Source organism: Vibrio cidicii (assembly GCF_009665415.1).
GTDB classification, from domain to species: Bacteria; Pseudomonadota; Gammaproteobacteria; order Enterobacterales; family Vibrionaceae; genus Vibrio; species Vibrio cidicii.
This window is the reverse complement of the sequence record NZ_CP035921.1, coordinates 1,032,427-1,056,384: the sequence shown is the minus strand read 5'-3', so window position 1 is coordinate 1,056,384 and position 23,958 is coordinate 1,032,427. Positions and strand designations below refer to the sequence as shown.

Genomic DNA, 23,958 nt, shown 5'->3' with positions numbered 1-23,958 from the left:
TAGCAGAAAGAGGCGGTGCTGGCAAACTATCAATCGTAAACTTGATGTCAATGTGAACACCACATCATTTTTCTATCTGTCGAGAAACTCGATAGCAGAATTGAGTCTGATTTCTGTATTGCTGATCTCTGCTTTATAACAGAGGATTTCAACTCCGGCTTTTTGTGCTTGTTTGAGTAATTGGGAATATTTGGCGTCTATATGGAGCGCCGCCGAAACTTTTTCAATACCTGAATGTAAAACAGCAAACAAAAGTATGGCTCGGTTTCCATTTTGTGCCATTTCTGTGAGTTCCCGCAGATGTTTTTGCCCACGAGTTGTCACTGCGTCAGGGAAATAGCCTTGCCCTGGCTCGCTCGGTTCGAGCAGCGTGACGCTTTTGACCTCTATATAACACGTTGCTTTGTCGTGTGCGCTGAGCAGGATATCAATTCGACTGTTTTCACTGCCGTACTTCACTTCGGTTTGCAGTCGGTCATAGTTTTGCAGCTCAGTGATCCAGCCGTTTTCAATCGCTTCGACGGCCAGTTGGTTCGCTCTGGCGGTATTGACGCAAATCCGCTCGCCGTGGACGGTTTCAGTCAACTCCCAACTGTGCGGGTATTTGCGTTTTGGATTGTCTGAGGTTGAGTACCAAATGGTATCGCCAGCGGTCGCACAACCTGTCATCGCGCCCGTATTGGCACAGTGAATGGTGCCGATGCTGCCGTCTTGATAGGTCACATCAGCGAGAAAACGTTTGTAGCGCTTTTGTAAAGTAGCGGCTTGTAACTTGGGTTGGAATTGCATTTGCGTATTTAGACAGGCTGGTTTTTATGTACAATGTGGCCGCCATTTAAGCATAAGGATCCTCCATTGTCACAATTGCCCATCCAAGCCGTGATGCCAGAACTGCTCGCGGCGGTTGCTCAACACAGTCAGCTCATCCTCAAAGCAGCCCCCGGTGCGGGTAAATCGACCTATTTTCCGCTGCAACTGCTGCTAAATCGGGCCGTGACGGGCAAGATCATTATGCTTGAGCCTCGCCGATTGGCGGCGCGCAATATTGCCAGCTATCTGGCCAAGCAACTGGGTGAAGCGGTCGGGCAGCGAGTGGGCTATCGGGTTCGTGGTGAAAGCAAAGTCAGCGCGGCCACGCAACTGGAGATCGTCACCGAAGGGGTGATGACGCGGATGATTCAATCCGACCCTGAACTCTCGGGCGTGGATATGCTGATCTTTGACGAGTTTCATGAGCGCAGCATTCACGCCGATACGGCATTGGCGCTCGCTTTGGAAGTGCAGGAGGCGTTGCGTGATGATCTCAAACTGGTGGTGATGTCAGCCACGCTCGATCATGATGCGCTGCAAAATTTACTGCCTGATGCCCCCTTCATCCAATCGCAAGGGCGCGCCTTTGAGGTTGAGATTCGCTATCAGCCGCTAGGTGCCAATGATTATTTACCGCTAGCGATGAGCAAAACCATCGAGCAGCTACTCGCCCAGCAATCTGGCTCTGTACTGGCTTTTTTGCCCGGAGTGAGTGCCATTCAGCAAGTGGCAGAGCGCCTTGCCCACCAGAGTGAGCAGGTGCAAATCTGCCCTTTGTATGGTCAGATGTCATTTGATGAGCAGCAAAAGGCGATACAAGCGCCCAAGCCCGGTGAGCGTAAGGTGGTACTGGCGACCAATATTGCCGAAACCTCACTCACGATTGAAGGGATCCGCTTAGTGGTCGATAGTGGCCTTGAGCGTGTGGCCCGATTTGATGTCAAAACCGGGCTGACGCGTCTTGAGCAAGTGCGCATTGCGCAATCCTCGGCCATTCAACGTGCAGGCCGCGCTGGACGAATCGAAGAGGGCATCTGCGTGCGTCTTTATTCGTCAAGCCAGTTTCAGCAAATGCCCGCTGTCCCAGTGGCGGAAATTATGCAGTCGGATCTCTCTGCTTTAATGATGGAGCTGGCGCAGTGGGGTGTCAGTGAACCGACGGCACTCAAGCTGCTGGACATTCCGCCCGCAGCGTCGATAGCACAAGCGAAAAGCTTGTTAACTCAGCTCGGATTGGTGAAAGGCCATCAACTGACCGCGCAAGGCGCTTTGGCACAAAAACTCGGATTAGCGCCGCGTTTAGCCGCCATGCTGATTGCCTGTGCAAAGCAAAGCCACGCTCTGTTGCAAAGCGCGATTGCTGCCGCTGCGCTTTTGGAGGAGCCGGAGAAAAACGGCACTCATCTTGGGCACAGTTTGCATCGTTGGCAAAGTGGGAAACATACGAAAAAAGGTCAGTTGAGCAAACGTGCTGCGACTCTCGCTAGTCAGTTATCCGCCACATTTGCGCTGAGTGACGTCGAAGAACCTTTGCTAGCGGTGGCGATGAGTTTTGCCTATCCAGATCGAGTCGCGCAGCGAAGGAACAAGCAAAATGGGCGCTATGTACTGGCCAATGGCCATGGTGGTGAGCTGCGAGAAGATGATCCTTTGGGTGACAACGACTATCTGGTTGCGGCTGAGCTGCTGCGCAGTGGTGGCAATGCCAGCCAGATCCAACTGGCGGCGCCACTCTGTTTAGCGTTGCTTGAACAGTATCATCCAGCGCTGTTGCAAGTCTCTGAACAGGTCGATTGGGATGAAAACAAAGGGCGCTTAGTGGCGGAAAAGCAGACGCGCATCGGCGAGCTGATTGTGGCGCGTGAGCCACTGCCCCAGCCGGGCAAAGAAAAAATGACACAGGCTTTACTCAGCTATGTACGCCGCAAAGGGCTGGATAGTTTAGACTGGACGCCCAAAGCCCAAGCCTTGTTGCAACGCATTCGCTGCGCCATTGAATGGCTACCGGAGCACACTTGGCCGGCCATGGATGATACTAGTCTGTTGAATGATTTACCAAGCTGGCTAGCACCTTACATGAATCATCTCACGTCAGTGAAAGATCTGAGTAAAATTGGGCTCTGTGAGGCGCTCAATGCGCGCTTGGGCTGGCCACTTAATCAACAGTTGGATGTTTGGCTGCCGCAGGAATATGTGTTACCCACTGGCACGCGTCAGGCGATCCGCTATCAAGAGGGCGCTTTCCCAGTGCTCTCGGTGCGCATGCAGGAGCTGTTTGGTGAGAGCACTTCGCCAACCATAGCGCAAGGGCGGATAAAATTAACCCTTGAACTGCTCTCTCCAGCGCGGCGTCCTTTGCAGGTGACGCAAGATTTAGCTGGCTTTTGGGCTGGTGCCTACAAAGAAGTGCAAAAAGAGATGAAAGGGCGCTATCCCAAACATGTATGGCCGGATGACCCAGCCAGCCATATCGCCACGACGAAAACCAAAAGACAGTTAAACTCATGAGTAAAACAGTAAAAGGCACTGACAACGCGAAGAAAAAAACGCCGCAAAAAAGTAAGCGCAGTGCTTCACCTCGCCGCCCAGCCGCTAAGCAAAAAGCGAAACGCCATTGGCTACGTATGCTGTGGTCGTTTAGTTGGAAATGCACTGTGGCGCTGATGGCGTTGCTGGTGTTTATCGGCATTTATCTTGATAGCGTGGTTAAACAGCGTTTTGAAGGGCAGTTGTTTGATCTCCCAACCGTGGTGTATGCGCGTATCTTAACGCTTTCGCCCGGCGATGCGTTCTCCCGTCAGGAGTTACAAAACGAACTGGACGTACTCAACTACCGCAAAGTGAGCCAACCCAAGTTCCCGGGAGAGTACGCCGCCTCAAGCAGTAAAATTGAATTGATTCGCCGTCCGTTCGAATTTGCCGATGGCCCAGAGCCGGATCGCCACGTGATGCTGCATTTTGACTCAGGTACGCTCAATCGTATTCAATCGCTCGAATCGACAGGGGATCTCGGGTATCTGCGTTTAGAGCCGAAGATGCTAGGAATGTTGGAAAAAGACAGCGAAGAGCAAAGGCTCTTTCTGCGCCGCGAACAATTTCCGGAAATCATCGTCGATGCCTTACTTGTGACCGAAGATCGTCACTTTTATCAGCACGATGGTGTTTCACCGCTGGCGATTGCGCGCGCGATGCTGGTCAATCTTAAAGCAGGCAGAACCGTGCAAGGCGGCAGTACCTTGACTCAGCAGTTAGCGAAAAACCTGTTTTTGACCCAAGATCGCACCTTGTGGCGCAAACTGCGTGAAGCGTATATCGCGTTAATTCTCGACTATCGTTACAGCAAGGATCGCATCTTAGAAGCCTATCTCAATGAAGTGTACTTAGGACAAAGTGGCAACCAAGCGATCCACGGTTTTGCGTTGGCGTCGCGTTACTATTTTGGCCAACCAATCCAAGAGCTGCGTATAGACCAATTAGCCATGCTAGTCGGTATGGTCAAAGGGCCTTCTTACTACAACCCAGTGCGCTTTCCCGAGCGAACGCAGGAGCGTCGCGATTTGGTTTTGCGTCTGATGATGCAGCAAGGGCTGCTTAGTGCCCAGGCCTACGAACAAGCGGCCAGTCGCCCGCTGGATATTCAGCCAACGCCCCGCATCGCCAGCCGGCAGCCCGCGTATTTTCAGCAGTTGTCGATGGAGTTGAAACAGAAAGTGGGTGACGCTTTTCGTGGTGAGAGCGGTTTGCGTGTATTTACTTCGCTTGATCCCGTGTCACAAGAGAAACTTGAACGCGCCATTGGGGTGAAAATGCCCGAGTTGGAAAAAGTGTCGGGAGACGCGCTTGAAGCGGCGGCGGTGGCGGTCGATCGGCATAGCGGTGAAATTCGTGCCATGGTTGGTGGCAAACGTACTGGCTACGATGGTTTTAACCGAGCGATCAACGCCAGTCGCCCAATTGGTTCTTTAGTTAAGCCAGCGGTTTATCTCACCGCACTGTCTCAACCAGAGAAGTATAACTTGGCGACCACACTGCAAGATACGCCGCTCAGTTTGCAAGGCAGTAAAGGCTCAGTGTGGGAGCCGCGCAATTTTGATCGTCAGTTTCGTGGCGATGTGCCGCTCTATTTAGCGCTGGCGAAGTCGCTCAATGTGCCGACCGTGCGCCTTGGTATGCAACTGGGGATTGAAAACGTCTCACAAACACTAGAGAAACTGGGCGTTAAGCGTGATGAAATTCGCCCAGTGCCTTCGATGTTCTTGGGCGCCTTTTCCCTCACGCCGATTGAAGTGTCGCAGATGTACCAAACCTTGACCAACTCTGGCCGAAAAGCGCCGCTGACCGCATTGCGCTCCGTGGTCGATCTCGATGGTAACGTTTTGTATCAATCATTGCCGAAGTCATCTCTTGCGGTCGACGAACAGGCGGCGTGGTTGACCACCTATGCGATGAAACAAGGGGTCGCTCAGGGAACTGGCCGCTATCTGCAAAATCAGTTTGCTTGGGCAGCACTGGCGGGGAAAACGGGCACCAGTAACGATAGCCGCGACAGTTGGTTTGTCGGTGTCGACGGGCGTGAAGTTACCACCATTTGGTTGGGGCGTGATGACAATAAACCAACCAAACTGACCGGTTCCAGCGGCGCGCTGCGTGTGTATGCGGAATATCTGAAACAGCGCATTCCTGAAAAACTGTCGCTGCCTTGGCCAAGGCAGATAACCACCATGGGATACAAGCAGCAGCCCGCAGGGGCTCTGGTGGCCGATTGCGCGGAAAAAACCTTTACTTTACCCGTATGGGATAAAAATGAGGCGCTGAAGCGTCAATGTGAACAATCAGGCAATTGGTTGAATAAATTACTGAACTGGTGATTGTTCGCGCTGTCAATTCGTTGTAAAACGGATGTTATCGCTTAAAAAAAGGAGCAGCAAACAGTGAATAAATGGAAATCCGCACGTGAGACGTTTGCTGTTTGGTTGCTCTTTCCTCTTAGTTTTGCTCTCTCATCTTTGGCTGTGGCCGACAGCGAATCGCCCACAGAAGAGGTCAAGCGGCCTAAAATTGCGGTGGTTTTAGCCGGGGGGGAGCAAAAGGGGCGGCGCACATTGGTGTACTCAAAGCGCTTGAAGAGATGCACATCCCAGTCGACTATCTCACCGGTACCAGCATGGGAGCCTATGTTGGCGGTCTTTATGCCACGGGGATGAGTGCGGATGAAATTGAAAGTTTTATCTACACCATCGATTGGAGTACTGGCTATCGCGATCGGGTAGAGCGCAGTCAACGCCGTGTGCGAGACAAAGAATCCGAAGACCGCTACCAACTGCGAACCGACCTTGGCTTACGTTTTGGTGAAGTGCGCACACCACGCGGTTTTGTTCAAGGGCAAAATATGCTGCGTATCCTGCGCGAAACCACCGGAAATCTCAAAGAATTCAACTCCTTTGATGATCTAGCTATCCCGTATCGCTCGGTAGCGACCGATATTGTTGAGCTTAAAGAGGTGGTGATCGACAAAGGGCAATTGGTCGATGCCATGATGGCGAGCATGTCGGTACCCGGTGCTTTACCTCCTTATGAGCTGGATGATCATATGCTGGTGGATGGCGGCGTGATCAATAATATGCCCGTTGATGTTGCCCGTGCGATGGGGGCGGACATTGTCATTGCGGTAGACATCAGTACCGACTACAAAAGCCGAGAAGATTTCACTAATTTTTTGGTGGTTGCCGATCAGCTTTCTAACTACTTAGTGCGGCGCAGTACCCAGCGTCAAGCTGCCAGTCTCACAGAACAGGATGTCTATCTGCGCCCGGACGTCGGCAAAATGGAAACCACCGAATTCGATAAAATGCCTGAAGCGTATCATGCGGGTTACGATGCTACTTACAGTTTAAAGGAGGCACTTAATGCCTTGGCGCTCTCCAGCGCTGACTATCAAGGTTATGTGGAGCAAAAGCAGCGGGCGCGGCGTAAGTTGGTTTACGGTGATCAGATGCCAATCGATGATATTGTGTTGATCAACAACAGCCATTACAGCGACCGATTACTCAGTAATCGCCTTGATCTGAAAACGGGAGAGGTGCTGAAAACCAAACAAGTGGAATCGGCGGTGGAAAACCTCTACGCCTTAGACCGCTTTGAACTGGTCTCTTATCATTATCAAGAAACCGAAGGCGTCAACCAATTGGTGGTGGACGTTAAAGAGAAGTCTTGGGGACCAAACTACGTCAACTTCCGTTTTTTCCTCGAAGATGATTTCACCACTGAGAGTCAATATGGGGTAGGGCTTTCAACCAACTTTACCAATCTCAATTCGCAAGGTGCAGAGTTGACCATCAGCTTAGAAATGGGAACGGATAAACTGGCGGAGGCCGAACTCTACACGCCAATTCGTGCTAGCCAAGACATTTTTTCCACCGCCAAATTGGCGTATACCAGTGACAAGCGAAATATTCCAGTCACGGAGTTTGATGACCCGAGCTTAGGTGCGGCTTACGATTTTCTTCCCTTTACTTACAGCCAATTTACCGCTGAGTTAGCCATCGGCTTTCAACCTGAGTTGTGGCAAGAGTTTAAGATTGGTAGTCGATTTAACAAAGGGGATATTCAAGTCACCACCTTAGATTCGGCAGGAAATGCGAACTTTCAACGCTTAGGTGCGTTTGCTCAGTATCGTTTAGATACTCTGGATGATTACTCGTTGCCTACCTCGGGGTGGTACTTAGATCTTGAATATCTGGTCTCTCATGACAAAAGCCCAGAGATGTTTGAATCGGAGTTCACCGGAGAATCATCCAGCGATACCGTGTATGAACTATCGCTGCTGGGCAAGGTGGCGCAAAGCTATCAGCGTCATACTTTGGTCGCAAACGCTGAATATGAGATTGTCGAAAGCAAAAATAACTACACTCCGCTGGATCCGAAAAGTATCGGCGGCTTTTTGAATCTGTCGGGTATTCCGCGCAATAGCTTGATTGGTCAGAACAAGTTTTTTACCAGCTTGATTTATCGTTATCGCTGGTTTGACAATGACTTCGGGGTATTTGAAGCGCCTGTCTATCTCGGGGCGTCACTGGAATATGGTGGGGTTTGGTCGGACACCACCTTCAAACTCCATCAGGCGCCACTGTACAGTGCCGCATCGATTTTTGCAGGCATCGATTCGCCGATAGGTCCAATTGTGCTTGCCTATGCAAGGACAGAAGAACAGCAGGATGCCGTTTATTTCATCATTGGTACGTCGTATCGTTAATCGGTTATCTGCGAAAACAGGGCAAATAAATAGTTAAAAATTATGGGACTTTAGTCTTAACTTGCTATGTTGGTCAAAGTGAGGAGATTTTAATTTCTCGTTAAATTTGCTATTCTACTGCCCACAGTTTGGCCTCTGCGGCGCTGTTTCTCAATCAGAATTGAATGAAAACATGGGCAATAGGGAGCCAAGTTTCCATGGATGTTCACTCCTTTACTTTGGACAAATAGTATTAATAAAGGAGGAACCGCAATGAGAGGAAAAAGTCGTGCTTGAAGCCTACCGTAAACACGTCGAAGAGCGTGCCGCAGAAGGGGTTGTTCCTAAACCTCTAGATGCAGAACAAGTTGCCGGACTTGTTGAACTTCTAAAAAATCCCCCACAAGGCGAAGAAGAGTTTCTTCTCGACCTACTGGAAAATCGTATCCCACCAGGTGTTGACGAAGCCGCGTATGTTAAAGCGGGTTTCCTTGCTGCGGTGATTCGTGGTGAAGCAAGCTCTCCGCTTGTCGGCCGTGCGCATGCGGCTAAACTGCTTGGCACCATGCAAGGCGGCTACAACATCGAACCGCTAGTGGCGCTGCTTGATGACGAGGCGCTGGCCCCAATCGCGGTTGAAGCGCTGTCTCATACACTGCTGATGTTTGACGTGTTCTACGACGTTGAAGAAAAAGCTAAAGCGGGTAACCAATACGCACAGCAAGTGCTGCAATCTTGGGCCGATGCAGAGTGGTTCCTATCTAAGCCACAATTGGCAGAGAAAGTGACCCTTACCGTCTTTAAAGTCACAGGTGAAACCAACACCGATGACCTATCTCCAGCACCAGATGCTTGGTCTCGCCCTGATATTCCTGTTCACGCTTTAGCGATGCTAAAAAATGAGCGTGAAGGCATTGTGCCAGATCAGCCTGGCAGCATTGGCCCGATCAAACAGATTGAAGCGCTAAAAGAACAAGGTCACCAACTTGTTTATGTTGGTGATGTTGTGGGTACAGGTTCATCTCGTAAATCAGCAACCAACTCAGTGCTTTGGTTTATGGGTGATGACATTCCTTACGTACCAAACAAACGTGCGGGTGGTTATGTATTGGGTGGTAAAATCGCCCCTATCTTCTTCAACACCATGGAAGATGCAGGCGCGCTACCTATCGAAGTGGACGTCTCTAAGCTCAACATGGGCGATGTGATTGATGTCTACCCATATCAAGGTAAAGTAACCAACCACGCAACCGGTGAAGTACTGGCTCAGTTCACGCTCAAAACCGACGTACTGATTGATGAGGTTCGTGCTGGTGGCCGTATTCCTCTGATCATCGGCCGCGGCTTGACCGAGAAAGCGCGTCAGTCACTGGGTTTAGCGCCGTCTGATGTATTCCGCAAACCCGCAGATGTTGCCGATTCAGGTAAAGGCTATTCACTGGCACAGAAGATGGTCGGTAAAGCATGTGGCGTAACGGGTATTCGCCCAGGGACCTACTGTGAACCTAAAATGACCACTGTGGGTTCGCAAGACACCACTGGCCCAATGACGCGTGATGAACTAAAAGACTTGGCTTGTCTTGGCTTCTCCGCTGATCTTGTGATGCAGTCTTTCTGTCACACCTCTGCGTATCCAAAACCTGTCGATGTGAACACCCATCATACTCTGCCTGATTTCATCATGAACCGTGGCGGTGTGTCGCTACGTCCGGGCGATGGTGTTATCCACTCTTGGCTAAACCGTATGCTGCTGCCAGATACTGTCGGTACTGGTGGTGACTCGCATACTCGTTTCCCATTGGGTATTTCATTCCCTGCGGGCTCTGGTCTTGTTGCGTTTGCTGCGGCAACGGGCGTCATGCCTCTGGACATGCCAGAGTCTATTTTGGTGCGCTTTAAAGGCGAAATGCAGCCAGGTATTACGCTGCGTGATCTTGTCCATGCCATTCCTTACTACGGCATCAAGCAAGGTCTATTAACGGTTGAAAAAGCCGGTAAGATCAACGAATTCTCTGGTCGTATTCTCGAAATCGAAGGGGTAGAACACCTCACGGTGGAACAAGCGTTTGAACTGTCTGATGCATCCGCTGAGCGCTCTGCGGCAGGTTGTACTGTGAAACTGTCTCAAGCATCGATCGAAGAGTACCTCAACTCGAACATCGTGATGCTGAAGTGGATGATTTCAGAAGGTTACGGCGACCGCCGTACCATCGAGCGTCGTATTGTTGCGATGCAAGAATGGCTAGCCAACCCAGAATTGATGTCGGCAGACAGTGACGCAGAATACGCACACGTGATTGAAATTGATCTAGCGGAAATCAAAGAGCCGATTCTTTGTGCGCCGAACGATCCAGATGATGCGCGTCTGCTTTCTGAGGTACAGGGCACGCAAATCGATGAAGTGTTCATCGGTTCGTGTATGACCAACATTGGTCACTTCCGCGCAGCCGGTAAACTGCTTGAGAAGTTCAAAGGCCAGCTTGATACGCGTCTGTGGATTGCACCACCAACCAAGATGGACCGTGACCAACTGACAGAAGAAGGTTACTACGGTATTTATGGCCGTGCTGGGGTTCGTATTGAAACTCCGGGATGTTCGCTGTGTATGGGTAACCAAGCGCGCGTTGCAGACAAAGCCACGGTGATGTCAACGTCGACACGTAACTTCCCGAACCGTTTAGGTACAGGTGCGAACGTCTATCTATCCTCAGCAGAGTTGGCGGCAGTTGGTGCGATTCTAGGCCGAATCCCAACGGTAGAAGAGTACATGGAGTACGCGAAACAGTTGGATGCAACGGCGGCGGATACCTACCGTTACCTCAACTTCCACCTGATGGGGCAGTACACCCAAAAAGCCGACACGGTGATTTTCCAACAGCCGGCTTAGTAAAATCTTCGATAATAAAAAACCGCTGAAGTTTCAGCGGTTTTTTTACGTTAAACCAAGTTTAATTACGAGTCATACAAAAAGCAGCGGCAACGTTTCTTGCTGTTAGCTCTACGTTCTCTGCGGCTTCTGCCAGCGCGGTCGGCAGATCAACGGAGCGATTGACCACGGCGAAAACGGCATCGAGCCCATGTTCATGCACCACTCCGCAATCGGCCGACAGACAACCCGCGATGCCAATCACTGGCAAGCCGTGCTTTTTCGCGGTGCGTGCGACACCAATCGGGGTTTTGCCATGGATAGTTTGGCTGTCGATTCGACCTTCACCCGTGATCACCAGATCCGCATCCGCAACGATCTCATCTAAGTGAACCGCGTCCATGACAATCTCAATACCAGGACGAAGCTCGGCATTGAGCAAGCCTAGCAGCGCCGCACCCATGCCGCCCGCAGCGCCCGCGCCGGCCATATCACGAACATCCGCGCCAAGTTGCTGTTTAATGATCGCGGCATAGTGCGCTAAGTTTTCGTCTAAGATGGTCACCATCTCTGGCGTTGCCCCTTTCTGCGGGCCAAAGACAGCGGAAGCGCCTTTTGTTCCACATAGTGGGTTATCAACGTCACACGCGACTTCGAGGCGAACTTGAGTCAAACGAGGATCGAGTTGAGAGCAGTCAATCGTCGCCAATTTAGCAAGCTCACCGCCACCATAGCCAAGCGCGTTTCCTTGTGCATCAAGTAGTTTGATGCCGAGAGCCTGCGCCATACCGATGCCACCATCGTTGGTCGCGCTGCCGCCGATGCCAACAATAATGTGTTCTACACCGTGGTCGAGGGCGGCTTTGATCAACTCGCCCGTACCAAACGTGGTGGTGATGAGTGGGTTGCGCTGCTCTGGTGTCACAAGGTGTAAGCCAGAAGCGGCCGCCATCTCGATCACGGCGGTCTTGCCTTCGCCCAATAAACCGAAAAAGCCACAAACAGGTTGGCCAAGTGGGCCTGTGACGGTGTGCTCGATGATAGCCCCGCCCGTGGCGTCAACCAGGGATTGCACTGTCCCTTCACCGCCATCTGCCATGGGCAGTTTGATGTATTGTGCATCGGGTAAGATTTGCTTAAATCCTTTTTCAATCGCAATTGCCACATCCATGGCAGTAAGGCTTTCTTTATAGGAATCTGGAGCAATTATAATTTTCATGTTTACCTCAATGCTTATACAAACAGACCAAACACGCCGAACATCATGACAGAGACAAAAGCGATCATTAAGCCAACCGCAGACTCATAAGGAATCAGTTTCAAACGCTCACGAATGTCCATATGAACAGCGCCGCCCGTTGCGTGGAAGAAGCTACCATGTGGCATATGGTCAAGAACAGTGGCACCAGAATGAATCATGGCCGCGCCAGCTAATGCTGGTACTCCCAGTTCAAGAATGGTGTGACTAAATACGTTAGATGCAACCGCGGTTCCCGCTGTGGTCGATGCGGTTGCAAGTGACATCATTGCACCGGAAATCGGCGCAAGGAGATAGGACGGTAAACCCGAAGCCGTGAGAATATCGATCAAGCCATTTTTAAGTCCTGAGTTCGCGATAATACCTGCGAGAGTACCTGTACCCAGCAGCATGACGGCAACTGGCGCCATGCGCGAAAGGCCAGTGACTGCAAAGTGGTTGGTATCGGCGAATCGACCCATCACCACGGCACCGAGCAAACCGCCTAAAGGCAAGGCGATGAGCGGATCAACGTTGATGCCGGCAATTGGGCGTAACGCCAAGAGTGCAATTGCCACCAGTGGCGCGACAATGGCAGCGCCAAATTTTGGCAGTTTGCTGTGATCCACCGCGATGACTTCGCTGGCTGCGACTTTAGAACCCTTATTGACCAGACGCTTGGCAATGAAATACGCCAGTAGCAAACCACAAAGGCCCGGAATCACACCCGCCGCCATCACAGAGCTTAATGGCACATTAAAGGCATCAGCGGCTGCGATTGCATTGGGATTTGGCGACATGACGTTACCGGCTTTACCGCCACCGACCATGGCAAGCAAAATCGCGGTTTTAGAGATATCGGCACGGCGAGCAATCGCCAACGCAATCGGAGAAACCGTAATCACGGCGACATCCACAAAAACGCCAACGGCAGTCAGAATCATGGTCGCCAATGCCAGTGCGAGAAGCGCGCGTGTTTCCCCCACTTTTTTGACGATCGTCTCTGCGATCGAGGTTGCTGCGCCAGATTCAATCAAAACGCCAGCCAAAACACCGGCGGCAAGAATACGTAAAACCGCGGTCACAATACCTTGTGCGCCGCCGATCATTAGAGAAACGGTGTCGGTCAGTGAAACACCACCAATCACACCGCCGATAAGAGCGCCAATGATCATGCCGTACGCGGGTGGGACTTTTTTCAGTATCAGCGCAATGGCCACCACTAAGGCAGCTAAGGCTCCGAGGGTAGAGACTTCAATCATGTTCCATTTCCATATTATTGATAAGAGTATTTTTTGCTCGAATATAGAGATGGAATCTGATCGGGTCTTTAGTCGTTACAACAAATTTCACCCAGCTGACGGCTTTGTTTTTTGTGCACTTGCACAATTTTTCTGTTTTGAGGAGAACAGCTCTAGCGCGATGTAGAGTTGGAAGATGTTGTTTAAATTATTGAAATTTAATGATGTTATATCTTCAATCTTTTCAATTCGATAGCGGAGGGTATTACGATGGATATGAAGCGCTTGGCAAGTTCGACATGCATCACAGTTCTGAGCAAAATATACGGTGAGGGTTTTGAGTAGCACGCCTTTGCTGTCTTTTTTTTGCAGTTTCAGTAATGGAGCCTGCAATTGTTCGGCTTTCCAAGGTTGTGAAAGGAGATCGCTCATCAACACAGGTAGCTTATGATCTTGGTAGAAGAAAACCGTGCCAGATTGCTCAGCCATCAATTGCATGGTGAGTTTGGCGGTTTCAAAAGATTGGGCTAATCCTGCCAATCCCTCAAAGTAGTCTCCGAGCGCAATTTTGATTGAGAAGTTCCCTTCTTTACTTACCCGCTTTAGCAACTGGTTGATGCGCTTGGTTTCCACCTCTTTGGACCAACCGTTGTCGGTGAGGCTTATCGGTTTTAACACCACCACTTCGTTATTAGAGACAGATAAGATACCAACCAGGTTGTCACGCTCAGGATACTCAAGTAGGTGAACGATCTGTTGTAAATGCTCCAACGAGAGTGAGGTTTGTTTATCAGGAAAAACCTTGACCACAGCCGCTATTCTCGGCTCACTCAAATTTAAGCCAAGTCGCTCAGCGATGGAGTTCAACTGGTTGTCATTCAGCGTCGCGCCAGAGATAAGCTGCAGAACCAACTCTTCCCTGTGTCGCTTATTCCATTGCACTTGAGACATGAGGGCTGCTTGCTCAACGATGAGCTCTGCGGTCATCTTAACCAGTTCACCATAATGCTTCACTTCGTCTGGTGCTCCGGATACGCCAATGACGCCAATCACTTGTTCTAGAAAAAGGATCGGTAAGTTGATCCCAGGTTTAACCCCTTTAAGATGGCTGGCGGTGGCTTGGTCGATCTCAACCACTCGACACTCCGTAATTGCGAGCACGGCACCTTCATGTTTTTGTTGCAGTCGCGATGCATCCCCCGAACCAATAATTCTCCCTTGATCGTCCATTACATTGACCGAATAGGGGATGATCTTCATGGTGCGTTCGACAATTTGCCGTGCAATAGTTTCGTTCAGTTTCATGCTTGAGAGTGGAGTCCAAGTGGCAATTTGTCGATAATAGTACCTGATCTCGTTATCAACAGAGAAAAACATGGATTACGAATTTAAGAAAAACACGCTGGACGGCAGCTACTACTGCCATTGTTCAATGGGTCATGAAATCCTCGGCCGCTGGGTGCAAGAGGAGATAGGTAAAGATCAGGCTAAAGTTCGAGAGGTACTGGCTTTGCTTGCGCAGGCCCGAGCCAACAGCGCGAAAGAGTGGAGCAGAACGGGCCCCGAGATCAGTCTGCTCATTTGTGGTGATGAAGTGACCATTCAAGACAACGTCTTGCTGATGGCATACGACGACCAAGAGAGCGAGTTTGAGTTGTATGAGAGCGAAAGTATCGCCTGTTGCGGCTTAGAAGATTTTGAACAACTGATGCTGCAATGGCTGGCGTTTATTCAACGCTAATCTTTTCGGTGCTCTATCTTTTGTATCTGAGGTAGAGCGCCTTTTCCCCTCTTGTCCGGTGTTTTTCCTCCCAGCTGTTCTTAGCGCCTATTGTTATCCTTCACAGCGAGCAGTGCGGCAAACGTAAATAATGTAAATTAAATACAAGTGATAGTGATTATCATATAGCTTTGAGCCAATTATGTTTGTTGCTCGCCGATTATGTTTTATAAACACCGCGCCTTTCAGCTGTGGGCTCGCCGCCTGCACATCTACGTTTCCATGGCCTTGCTTGGCTTAATGCTATTTTTTGCGCTGACGGGCATCACCTTGAATCGCCCAGATCTGTTCGTGTCTAGTCAACCTCAATATTCTTCTGTGCAGTTGAGCATTCCTCAAGAACTGCTGTTTCAAAATGGCCAAGTGGCCGTTGATAAACGCACCCTAGCGCAATTTCTGACCGAGCAGGCGTTTATACCGGGCGCGATGTCGGATCTGGATATCTATAGCCGATACGAAGGTGACACGCTTAAACAGGGCGAGGTGAGTGCCAGCTTTAATGCACCCGGTTACAGCGCGGCGCTGTTTATCGATTTGGTCAGCGCGCAGGCAGAGCTTGATATTACCGATTATGGCTGGGTCGCACGTTTGAACGATCTGCACAAAGGTCGTCACAGCGGTGAAGCTTGGAAGTGGCTGATCGATGCATCGGCGCTGCTGATGTTGGTGTTTATCTTCTCTGGCGTGGCGTTGCTGCTGCCGAAAAAAAGCACCTTGAGCTATGCACTGCGCTGGTGCTCGGCTGGGTTGGTATTAACGGTGGCGGTTTACGTTTGGCTGGTGCCATAACGCACGCAAATAATGCAATAGGAAAAGTATGAAAGGATTAATCAAGCAAAGCTGCGCCTTGCTTTTGCTGGCGGCGTTTTGTTCGCCGCTACAGGCCAAGTCCCTTGGCACGCTAGAGATTGAGTTTAGCTTGCCAAAAATCGAGGGGGGTATGTACGCCAGACCGTATGTCGCGGTGTGGATTGAGGACGACCAAGGCCAGCCAGTACGCACCGTTGCGCTGTGGCAAAAAGACGATACCTGGCTGAAAGACTTGCGTCAGTGGTGGCGAAAAGTGGGCCGTTACGATCGTGAGTTGGTGGATGCCATCACCTCGGCCACTCGACCTGCCGGGCAATACCGCCTGCAATGGGATGGCAAAGATCAGCAAGGCAACGAGCTTGCGCACGGCCAGTATCATTTCTTTGCCGAAGTGGTGCGCGAACATGGCGGGCGAGATGTGATCCGCCAGCCGATGAACCTAAGCCAAGCGCCAGTCAACTATCAACTTGATGCGACGCATGAAACGGGCCAAGTGCGCCTCTCTTACCAGCCTTAACCCGCAGCGAGTGCCCCGTGGGTAACCATTCATCAATAGGAAAGGATTATGTTTAACCGTAAATTTTCGACCAGTTTACTACTACTTGCTGCGCTGACCTCTGGCGCAGCTTCGGCTCATCCTCGCTGGCTGCTGCCGAGCGAGTTCAGCATCTCTTCACAAGAGGGCGACTGGATCACCACCGATGCGACGGCTTCGCATGGCACGTTTGTGTTTGATAAGCCGCTGAGTGTGGATTCCGGCTATGTGCTCACGCCTTCTGGCAAGCGCGAGCGTTTTGCCTTTAGCGCCAAATTTAAGCGCAAATCCAGCTTTGATTTTTTCTTTAGCGAAGCCGGTACACACAAGCTGGTGCTGACGGGCGAACCGATGTACTTCACCAGTTACACCATCGGCAAACGTGAAACCGCGCGCCGCATTCGCGCCAGTAAAGCTGACCGCGCCGCGCAGTTGCCTGAAGGGGCACAAAATGTCAAAAGTACCCTGATGTTTAATCGCACCGAAGCGTATGTGACGGTCAATCAGCCCTCAACACAAGTGTTCGCCTTGGAAAATCGCTATCTGGAACTGGTGCCAGTAACTCACCCGGCAGACATGATTGAAGGCGAGCCAATCGAGATGCAGTTCTTCTTTAATGGTCAACCACAAGCGGGTGTGGAAGCGGAAATTCGCCAAGACGGCACTTTATACCGTAACCAGCAAGAGGCGGTGATCTTGCGTAGCGATCAAGACGGGAAAGTGCGTTTTACCCCAAGCAAAGCGGGTCGCTATCTGCTGATCGCTGGACACACCAGCCCACTGAGCAATGATGCGATGGCCGATGAAGCGCGCTCTAGCATTCATCTGACCTTTGAAGTGGTGTTGAAGTGATGCGCGTGGGTTTCACATTCGCTATGGCGATGTTCAGTGCCAGTGCATTGGCGCACTTTCCTTTGATGGAGTGCAGCAAGCAAGGCAATGAAGTTCACTGCCAAGCGGGCTACAGCGATGGCAGCGCCGCCAGCAATGAAACCATTCGCCTGTTTAGCTACGACGATGTGCTGCTTGAGAGCCAAAAGACGGACGAGAAATCAAACGTGATTTTCACCCTACCAAGCGGCGATTATTACATCGTCTTTGATCCAGGGCATGAGTCCGCGGTTGAGGTGGATGGCGTTGAGCTTTGAGATAGAAAAGCCACAAAGCAAGACCATCAGCGTGCCAGTGCGCGCAAACCGCGGCGACCAAGAGACGCGCTGGGTTGTTGCTGCGATATCGCTGATCTTAGTCTGCGCGTGGTTGTCCCTGCGCATTTTTTACCCGGCAGAGCCGGCACTTTCACTCGATGCGCCCACTTGGCAGTTGCCTAGTGAAGCCTTGAACGAGAAGCAGAAAAGCGTAGTGACAGAGCTGTCACTGGCCGATTATGAGCTGCGCGACTACTGGCAAAGCCACGGGCAACTGCCCGATGTCGCATGGCTTGCCGAGCAAGGGATCGCGCCTTTTGCCACCGATGCCAGTTGGCAGTTTCTTGGTGCACACCAATGGCAGCGGTTGACTCAGGGCTATCTTGGGCAATCGACTTGTGCGCAGGGCACCGGGCATGTGCTGCTCTGGTATGACGAAGATCAGCAAGTGCAAATCTGGTTTCTGCCTGACGACAGTGCCCCTAATCGCGCTGATTTTGCCACTCACGCACCTCAGCAATGGATCTTGACCGGCTGGAAACGCTGGTCACCGCAACCGCATGTTCACTGAGGAGAAATGACTCGATGCGATACCTTCCACTAATGCGCCGAGCGATGACGTTTTGTCTCGGCCTGCTGTTAATCGGCACTGCCACGGCAAGCGATAAGCTGACCATCGGTATTACCTTGCACCCTTACTACAGCTATGTCTCGACCATAGTTGGAGATAAAGCGCAGGTTCTGCCGCTGGTGGACGAAGGCTTTAACGCGCACAACTATCAACCGCAGCCCGCGGATCTGCTACGTTTGCAGCAAATGGACGTGATTGTCGTTAATGGCATTGGTCATGACGACTATGCGATCAAAGTGCTTGATGCGGCGCAGCGTAACGACTTGGCGGTCATCTATGCCAATCAAAATGTGCCACTGCTTGCGGCAATGGGGGCGAGCGTCGGCAGCGGGGCGAAAAACCCCCACACTTTCGTTGGCATTGCAACCTCGATTCAAAAGGTCTACACCATTGCGCAAGAGCTGGCGAAGTTAGACTCCGCCAACGGCGCGTTTTATCTTGCCAACGCGCGCCAGTTTGCCAAGCAGATGAGACAAATGAAGTTTCAGGCGATGCAGCAACTGAGCGATGCCAATGTGCAGGCGCTGAAAGTGGCCACCACGCACAACGCCTACAACTATTTCCTGCAAGAGTTTGGGATTGAAGTGAGTGCGGTGATCGAGCCTGCTCACGGTGTCGAGCCCAGCGCCAGCCAACTGCAAGAGACGATCGAGAAGATCCGTCGCTCTGGCATTAACGTGCTTTTCTACGAGTTGGAAATGCCTAATCGCTTTGTCGAAACCATTGAACGCGAGACTGGGGTGAAGCTGTATCGTTTTTCCCATATGACTCACGGCGCTTTTGAACGCGACAAGGTGCAACGGGAGATGGCCGAAAACACCGCGACATTAGTCGAAGCGATTCGCTACGCCAGTCGCTTGGCCGCCGGAGAGTCGGCATGAAACACGGGCCAGAGATTGAACTGTGTGGCGTGGCGCTGCGCTATGGCCAGCAGCCTGTGCTGAGCGAGATGAATCATCGTTTTCGCGCTGGGCAGTGCCATCTGATTATGGGGCCAAACGGCGGGGGGAAAACCTCGTTGCTGCGCTCGATCATGGGGTTAACCCCGTTTGATGGCAAGATCACCTTGCATTGGCCGTCAGAAGCTAAGCAGCGTATTGGTTATGTGCCACAAAAAGCGCTGTTTGAATCCAGCCTGCCGATCAGTGTGCTCGATTTTATGTTGTTGAACATCAGCCGCGCGCCGCTGTTTTTGCAAAAATGGCTGCCGAGTTACGCCAGTCATCAAGCTTTGGCCTATCAAACCCTAGCTCGGGTAGGGATGGAGCAACGTGCCCATTTGCGCCTTGGTCAGCTCTCTGGCGGCGAGCTACAGCGGGTGATGTTTGCCCAAGCCTTGTGGCACGAGCCTGAGCTGTTGATCTTAGATGAACCCGCCACCGGTATGGACGAGCAAGGGGTGCAATATTTAGAGCAGTTGATGGCCCAACTGGTTGCGCAGGGGGTAACGTTACTGGCGGTGCATCACGATATTTCCGCTGTCAAACGCATTTTGCAACACACGCCAGGTCAGGTGCACGTGGTCAATCGCGCCATGGTTGATTCTGGCAGTGTGCAGCAGGTGTTGAGTGTCGATAAGTTGGAGCGCTTGTTTCAACACCACTCGCAACAGCGCTTGTTCGAAAGAGGAAAAGCGGCATGAGCAGTCTGCAAACTTGGCTGATGGAAGCGGTGCAGCAGGGTTGGTTGGCCGAGAGTTTTCAGTACGCTTTTATGCTCAACGCACTGATGGCTGCTGTGATTTTAGGCCCGTTGCTGGGCGGTTTGGGCACTTTGGTGATTGCCAAACGCTTGGCGTTTTTTTCAGAAGCGGTCGGGCACGCAGCAATCACTGGCATCGCCATCGGCATTCTGCTCGGGGAAGATCCGCAATCGCCGGTGATCGGCTTGTTCAGCTTCTGTCTGATTTTTGCTTTGATGCTGCATTATGTGCGCAGCCGCACTCAAGTCCCGTACGACACCTTGGTTGGGGTGTTTTTGTCGTGCGCGTTGGCGCTCGGAGCGGCGCTGCTGATGTACGTGGCGCGTAAGATCAACATCCACTTGCTGGAAAATGTGCTGTTTGGCTCGATTCTGACCGTGACCGAGCAAGACATCGCACTGCTGGCGTTGGTCTGCTTTGCGGTGTTGCTGGTGCTGTTTTTTACCTACAACCGCATTTTGCTTTGTTGCCTCAGTCCTGATGTGGCCAAAGTGCGCGGCCACAGTGTCGCCTTCTATGACTATTTGTTTGTGCTGATGATCACCTTAGTGACGATTGTGGCGGTGAAAGTGATTGGCGCTGTACTGGTTGGTGCGCTGCTGCTCATTCCCGGCGCTACGGCGCGTCTGATTGCACGAGATAACCGCCACTTTGTGCTGCTTTCGGCACTGTTAGCGACCTTGGCCTGCTTGGGTGGAACGCTGTTGCCTGTGCTTTATCAATGGCCGCTGCCTTCGGGCGCTGCGATTATTTTACTCTCCTCCTGCTTCTTTGTGCTCGCTACTCTGTGGCGCGTGATGAGGCCCAATGGATAATACGATGAAACGATTATTGCCAGCGCGTATGACGCGTTTTCTCTCGCCAATTTTGTTGTTTGGTTGTGCTTTGGCGGGCTTGTCTGTGCCTGTATTCGCTAAAGAAACTGTGCTTACGTCACTGCCGGTCAACTATTGGTTGGCGAGTGATTTACTCAAACAAACTGAGGTAGAGGTGCGTTACCTGCCGTCACCGCGTTTTAGCATGTCGCGCCATCAAGCGTGGTTCGAGGCTGAGCAAGATAAAGTGGCTCAGGCCGCGAAAGAAGCCAAAGCGGTGGTGACGATTCGCTCTGTGTGGCCGCAAGACCCGATCTTCCCGCAGGTGCGTCAGCACAACATTGGCGTGATCCAGATTGATTCTGCCCAGTCGCTGTTACCAAGGGCGCAATCGGTGGCCTTGGTGCAATATAAGCAGCAAGTCTCTCCTTATGTGTGGCTCAATCCAGCCAACTTAGTCACCATGCTCGGCATCCTCAGTGACGACCTGCAACGTGTTTTCCCCAAGTGGCAAATGCAGATCCGCCACAATCAGCACGAAGTAGCGCAGGCAATTCAGCAACTGATTTTGACCAATCAGCAGCAATTAATGGCGCAAGATATCGAAAGTGTGCTGCTGCTCGACGAAGCCTTGATCGATTTTGCGGCCGGTTACAGTTTGCATGTGCAAGGCGTGCAGACAAAATCGGAGCTGGAATGGGACGCGCAAGATGTGGCGCAAATCAGAGCTTGGCTTGCGCTTAACCCCAATCTCTGGATCGTGACAACTCGACCAGTTAGCCAAAAATTACGCGAGCTTTTGCCTGAGTTTTCGCACTATTTGCAGGTGGATGCTGTCTCGCGTCTTGGTTCGAGTAAAAGTGGCGTCATGATTGAACGCTGGCGGATTAAAACCCCAGAGCAAGAGGTAACAAGATAAACTCATCGATAAGATTAATGGTTTTCCGCTATTGCATCGGGTCGGGTTGTTGATAAAATGATAACTATTATCATTTTGTCTATTTGAACTATGCCCACGATTTTGATTGCCGATGACGATCCCGTCATGTGCGAGCTTATTGATACTGTATTGCAGCAAGAAGGCTATCAGGTTAGCTGTGCCCACGATGGCGAGCAGGCGCTTAACTGGCTCGCCCGTGAGCCTTTTGATCTTGTGCTGCTGGATGTGATGATGCCTAACCTCAATGGGCTGCAAGCGGCGCGCCGTATTTGCCAGCGTTTCTCCACGCCGATCATCATGATCAGTGCCTTTGCTGAAGAGGCCGATAAGATTGAAGGCTATGATTCGGGAGCCGATCACTACCTTGCCAAACCTTTTAGTATTGCCAAGCTCTTGAGCTTGATTAAAGCGACCCTGCGCCGGGTCGCTTTGGAAAAACAGCGCCATACTCATGTCAACACCTTAAGCGGCAGCGAAGGCGTGAGCGATGTTCTGACCACCCTAGGGCGTTTGCCCTTCACCCAGACCGAGCAGGAGTTGCTGGTTTATTTGGCCAGCAATCATCAGCAAGCGATCGCCAAAGCGGAGCTGCAACACCAAGTGTTGAAACGCGAGTTGTGCCCGTTTGATCGCAATCTCGATATGCATATCAGCAATATCCGCCGCAAGCTGACGCAAGCAGGCTGGTCGAAAAATACCATTCGTACCGTACGTGGCATTGGCTATCAATTTGAACTTAAACATGGCTAAGCTGCGTCGATGGCTCGCCTTGCCACAAAAGTTGGCCGTGCGGCTGTTTGTCGCGCTCGCACTCGGAGTGGTGTTGGTGGTGAGTGCGTTTAGCTGCGTGGAAATGCTGCTCTATCAGCGTTTGCTCAATCTTTCCAAGCAGCAGCATCAAGAGTTTGTCGACTTGGCCCACCAAGCGGGGCTGTGGGTTGCACGTAAAGAGTGGGCGCAACTGGCGCAATGGGAAGCCAAGCAGCGCTACGTATTGTATGTGGTGGATCAACAGTTTCATCCGGTCAGTGGCCGAGAGGTGCATCCGCATGTGTTGAAAAAAATGCACTTTTATCGCCGTTTAGACCAGCCGATGGGCGCGCGTGTTTCTCGCCCTATGATTGGCATTCGCCTCGATCAAGAACACCAACTGATGATTCAATTGCCTTGGCAGCAGCACCCCGCCGCCAAGGCGAGCTACTATTTGTGGGCAGCGAATGCGATTGTCGGCGTGTGTATTCTCGCCTTTATCTCTTGGGTGCTGACGCGCTATCTGCAAAATCCGCTCACCCAATTGCAGTCGGCAACACGCGCATTGGCGCAAGAAAAAACCGACACCCGCGTCGCGCATACCCTTGGTCACAGCGTGAGCGAATTTCGTGAACTAGCACTGGATTTCGATCGCATGGCCGAGCGCATCCAAATCTTAGTGGAGGAGCAGCGCCAGTTGGTGCGTACTTTGTCGCATGAACTCAAAACGCCGCTCACCCGCCAGTTGTTGGCCACGCACCTTTGTCAGCGTGCCAACGAGCCTGAGCAGCGCACACTCTGGCTCAATCGAGTCGAGCAGGAAGCACAATTGATGAACTCGATGATTGAAAAAATTCTTGAGTTGAGCCAATTAGAGAGCAGCCAATTTTCTGTATCGCTCAAGCCTTTGGACGTCAATGCGTATCTCACTGAGCAAGCGGCTCTGTTTGAGCCTCATCTTTTACCCGGGCAACGGATTCAATTAGCCTTGTGTCAGCAAGCGGCTTGGATTGAAGCGGATCCTGTGCTGCTGGGTAGTGCGCTCAACAATCTTCTCACCAATTGCGTTAAATACGCAGGCGAGGCGTGTACGATTTATCTGTCCACCTCCGTTGAACAAGAGGTGTTGGTGATAGAAGTCGCCGACGATGGCCCGGGCGTGGGCGAACAAGAGCTAGCCAAGTTGTTTACGCCATTTTATCAAGCCAAGCAGTCGCCAAGCTCAGCGAGTGGCTATGGGCTTGGCCTCTCGATTGTCGCGCAAGCGGTGAAAAAAATGGCGGGCAGCCTAAGTGCGCATAGTGAGAATGGCTTACAAGTTCGCCTGCAATTTACTTGTTGGCAGCAAGCAGCAAAAGTTCCGTAAAGTAATGTAAAGATTGTAAATCGAATACAATTGATAATTATTATCATATAAATTCCCTTCCCAGCAAAACCAAGGCCGCCATTGATTGAAGCAGGC

The 23,958-nt window shown here is 51.5% G+C and carries 19 protein-coding genes and 1 pseudogene; 16 read left to right on the top strand and 4 right to left on the bottom strand.

Annotation, left to right across the window (positions count from 1 at the left end; genetic code table 11):
* Nucleotides 1-72 precede the first annotated feature (72 nt).
* Nucleotides 73-789 carry a DNA/RNA nuclease SfsA gene (sfsA, locus tag EWA64_RS05740; protein WP_061895202.1) on the bottom strand — a complete coding sequence of 239 codons (717 nt, stop codon included), beginning with the start codon at nucleotides 787-789 and terminating at the stop codon, nucleotides 73-75.
* A gap of 66 nt (nucleotides 790-855) precedes the next feature.
* On the opposite strand from sfsA, the gene hrpB reads away from it, so the two are divergent.
* From hrpB to acnB, 4 genes and pseudogenes are all read left to right on the top strand, one after another.
* Complete coding sequence (hrpB, locus tag EWA64_RS05735; protein WP_061895203.1) at nucleotides 856-3,318, top strand: ATP-dependent helicase HrpB; 2,463 nt, start codon at nucleotides 856-858, stop codon at nucleotides 3,316-3,318.
* Entirely contained in the window at nucleotides 3,315-5,678 is a 2,364-nt protein-coding gene (gene mrcB / locus EWA64_RS05730) for a penicillin-binding protein 1B (RefSeq protein WP_061895204.1), read from the top strand. Before hrpB ends, mrcB begins: the two co-directional genes overlap by 4 nt.
* Before the next feature lie 138 nt (nucleotides 5,679-5,816).
* Nucleotides 5,817-8,062, top strand: a pseudogene (locus EWA64_RS05725) (patatin-like phospholipase family protein).
* Nucleotides 8,063-8,330: 268 nt separating this feature from the next.
* Nucleotides 8,331-10,928, top strand: coding sequence for a bifunctional aconitate hydratase 2/2-methylisocitrate dehydratase (acnB, locus tag EWA64_RS05720; protein ID WP_061895205.1), 2,598 nt, complete (start codon nucleotides 8,331-8,333; stop codon nucleotides 10,926-10,928).
* Between the two features lie 61 nt (nucleotides 10,929-10,989).
* On the opposite strand, the gene EWA64_RS05715 is transcribed toward acnB, so the two are convergent.
* The 3 genes from EWA64_RS05715 to EWA64_RS05705 form a co-directional block, all read right to left on the bottom strand.
* Nucleotides 10,990-12,126: a glycerate kinase gene (locus tag EWA64_RS05715; protein WP_061895206.1), complete on the bottom strand. Its 1,137-nt coding sequence runs from the start codon at nucleotides 12,124-12,126 to the stop codon at nucleotides 10,990-10,992.
* Nucleotides 12,127-12,140: 14 nt separating this feature from the next.
* Nucleotides 12,141-13,406 carry a GntP family permease gene (locus EWA64_RS05710; RefSeq protein WP_061895207.1) on the bottom strand — a complete coding sequence of 422 codons (1,266 nt, stop codon included), beginning with the start codon at nucleotides 13,404-13,406 and terminating at the stop codon, nucleotides 12,141-12,143.
* An 87-nt stretch (nucleotides 13,407-13,493) separates the two neighbouring features.
* Nucleotides 13,494-14,690 (bottom strand): sugar diacid recognition domain-containing protein, encoded by a 1,197-nt coding sequence (locus tag EWA64_RS05705; RefSeq protein ID WP_061895241.1) that lies wholly within the window; start codon nucleotides 14,688-14,690, stop codon nucleotides 13,494-13,496.
* 70 nt (nucleotides 14,691-14,760) lie between these two features.
* Here EWA64_RS05705 and EWA64_RS05700 point away from each other — a divergent pair, with 70 nt between their 5' ends.
* The 12 genes from EWA64_RS05700 to EWA64_RS05645 all read left to right on the top strand — a co-directional run bounded on the left by EWA64_RS05700 (nucleotide 14,761) and on the right by EWA64_RS05645 (nucleotide 23,862).
* Entirely contained in the window at nucleotides 14,761-15,126 is a 366-nt protein-coding gene (locus EWA64_RS05700; protein WP_061895208.1) for a YacL family protein, read from the top strand.
* Between the two features lie 201 nt (nucleotides 15,127-15,327).
* Nucleotides 15,328-15,954 (top strand): PepSY-associated TM helix domain-containing protein, encoded by a 627-nt coding sequence (locus EWA64_RS05695; RefSeq protein ID WP_061895209.1) that lies wholly within the window; start codon nucleotides 15,328-15,330, stop codon nucleotides 15,952-15,954.
* Nucleotides 15,955-15,982: 28 nt separating this feature from the next.
* Nucleotides 15,983-16,492 (top strand): DUF2271 domain-containing protein, encoded by a 510-nt coding sequence (locus EWA64_RS05690; protein WP_061895210.1) that lies wholly within the window; start codon nucleotides 15,983-15,985, stop codon nucleotides 16,490-16,492.
* Between the two features lie 48 nt (nucleotides 16,493-16,540).
* Nucleotides 16,541-17,362 carry a DUF4198 domain-containing protein gene (locus EWA64_RS05685; protein WP_061895211.1) on the top strand — a complete coding sequence of 274 codons (822 nt, stop codon included), beginning with the start codon at nucleotides 16,541-16,543 and terminating at the stop codon, nucleotides 17,360-17,362.
* Between the two features lie 5 nt (nucleotides 17,363-17,367).
* Nucleotides 17,368-17,658, top strand: a complete 291-nt coding sequence (locus EWA64_RS05680; RefSeq protein WP_425315139.1) for a hypothetical protein — start codon at nucleotides 17,368-17,370, stop codon at nucleotides 17,656-17,658.
* Nucleotides 17,642-18,229 (top strand): DUF6162 family protein, encoded by a 588-nt coding sequence (locus tag EWA64_RS05675; protein WP_061895213.1) that lies wholly within the window; start codon nucleotides 17,642-17,644, stop codon nucleotides 18,227-18,229. The genes EWA64_RS05680 and EWA64_RS05675 overlap by 17 nt, the downstream gene beginning before the upstream one ends.
* A gap of 14 nt (nucleotides 18,230-18,243) precedes the next feature.
* Nucleotides 18,244-19,170, top strand: a complete 927-nt coding sequence (locus EWA64_RS05670; protein ID WP_061895214.1) for a metal ABC transporter solute-binding protein, Zn/Mn family — start codon at nucleotides 18,244-18,246, stop codon at nucleotides 19,168-19,170.
* Complete coding sequence (locus tag EWA64_RS05665) at nucleotides 19,167-19,931, top strand: metal ABC transporter ATP-binding protein (RefSeq protein WP_061895215.1); 765 nt, start codon at nucleotides 19,167-19,169, stop codon at nucleotides 19,929-19,931. Before EWA64_RS05670 ends, EWA64_RS05665 begins: the two co-directional genes overlap by 4 nt.
* Entirely contained in the window at nucleotides 19,928-20,806 is an 879-nt protein-coding gene (locus EWA64_RS05660) for a metal ABC transporter permease (protein ID WP_061895216.1), read from the top strand. Before EWA64_RS05665 ends, EWA64_RS05660 begins: the two co-directional genes overlap by 4 nt.
* A gap of 4 nt (nucleotides 20,807-20,810) precedes the next feature.
* Nucleotides 20,811-21,725 (top strand): metal ABC transporter solute-binding protein, Zn/Mn family, encoded by a 915-nt coding sequence (locus EWA64_RS05655; RefSeq protein ID WP_065860339.1) that lies wholly within the window; start codon nucleotides 20,811-20,813, stop codon nucleotides 21,723-21,725.
* A gap of 90 nt (nucleotides 21,726-21,815) precedes the next feature.
* A complete protein-coding gene (locus EWA64_RS05650) occupies nucleotides 21,816-22,496 on the top strand; it encodes a response regulator transcription factor (protein ID WP_061895217.1) in 681 nt (226 codons plus the stop codon).
* A complete protein-coding gene (locus EWA64_RS05645; RefSeq protein ID WP_061895218.1) occupies nucleotides 22,489-23,862 on the top strand; it encodes a HAMP domain-containing sensor histidine kinase in 1,374 nt (457 codons plus the stop codon). Before EWA64_RS05650 ends, EWA64_RS05645 begins: the two co-directional genes overlap by 8 nt.
* Nucleotides 23,863-23,958 lie beyond the last annotated feature (96 nt).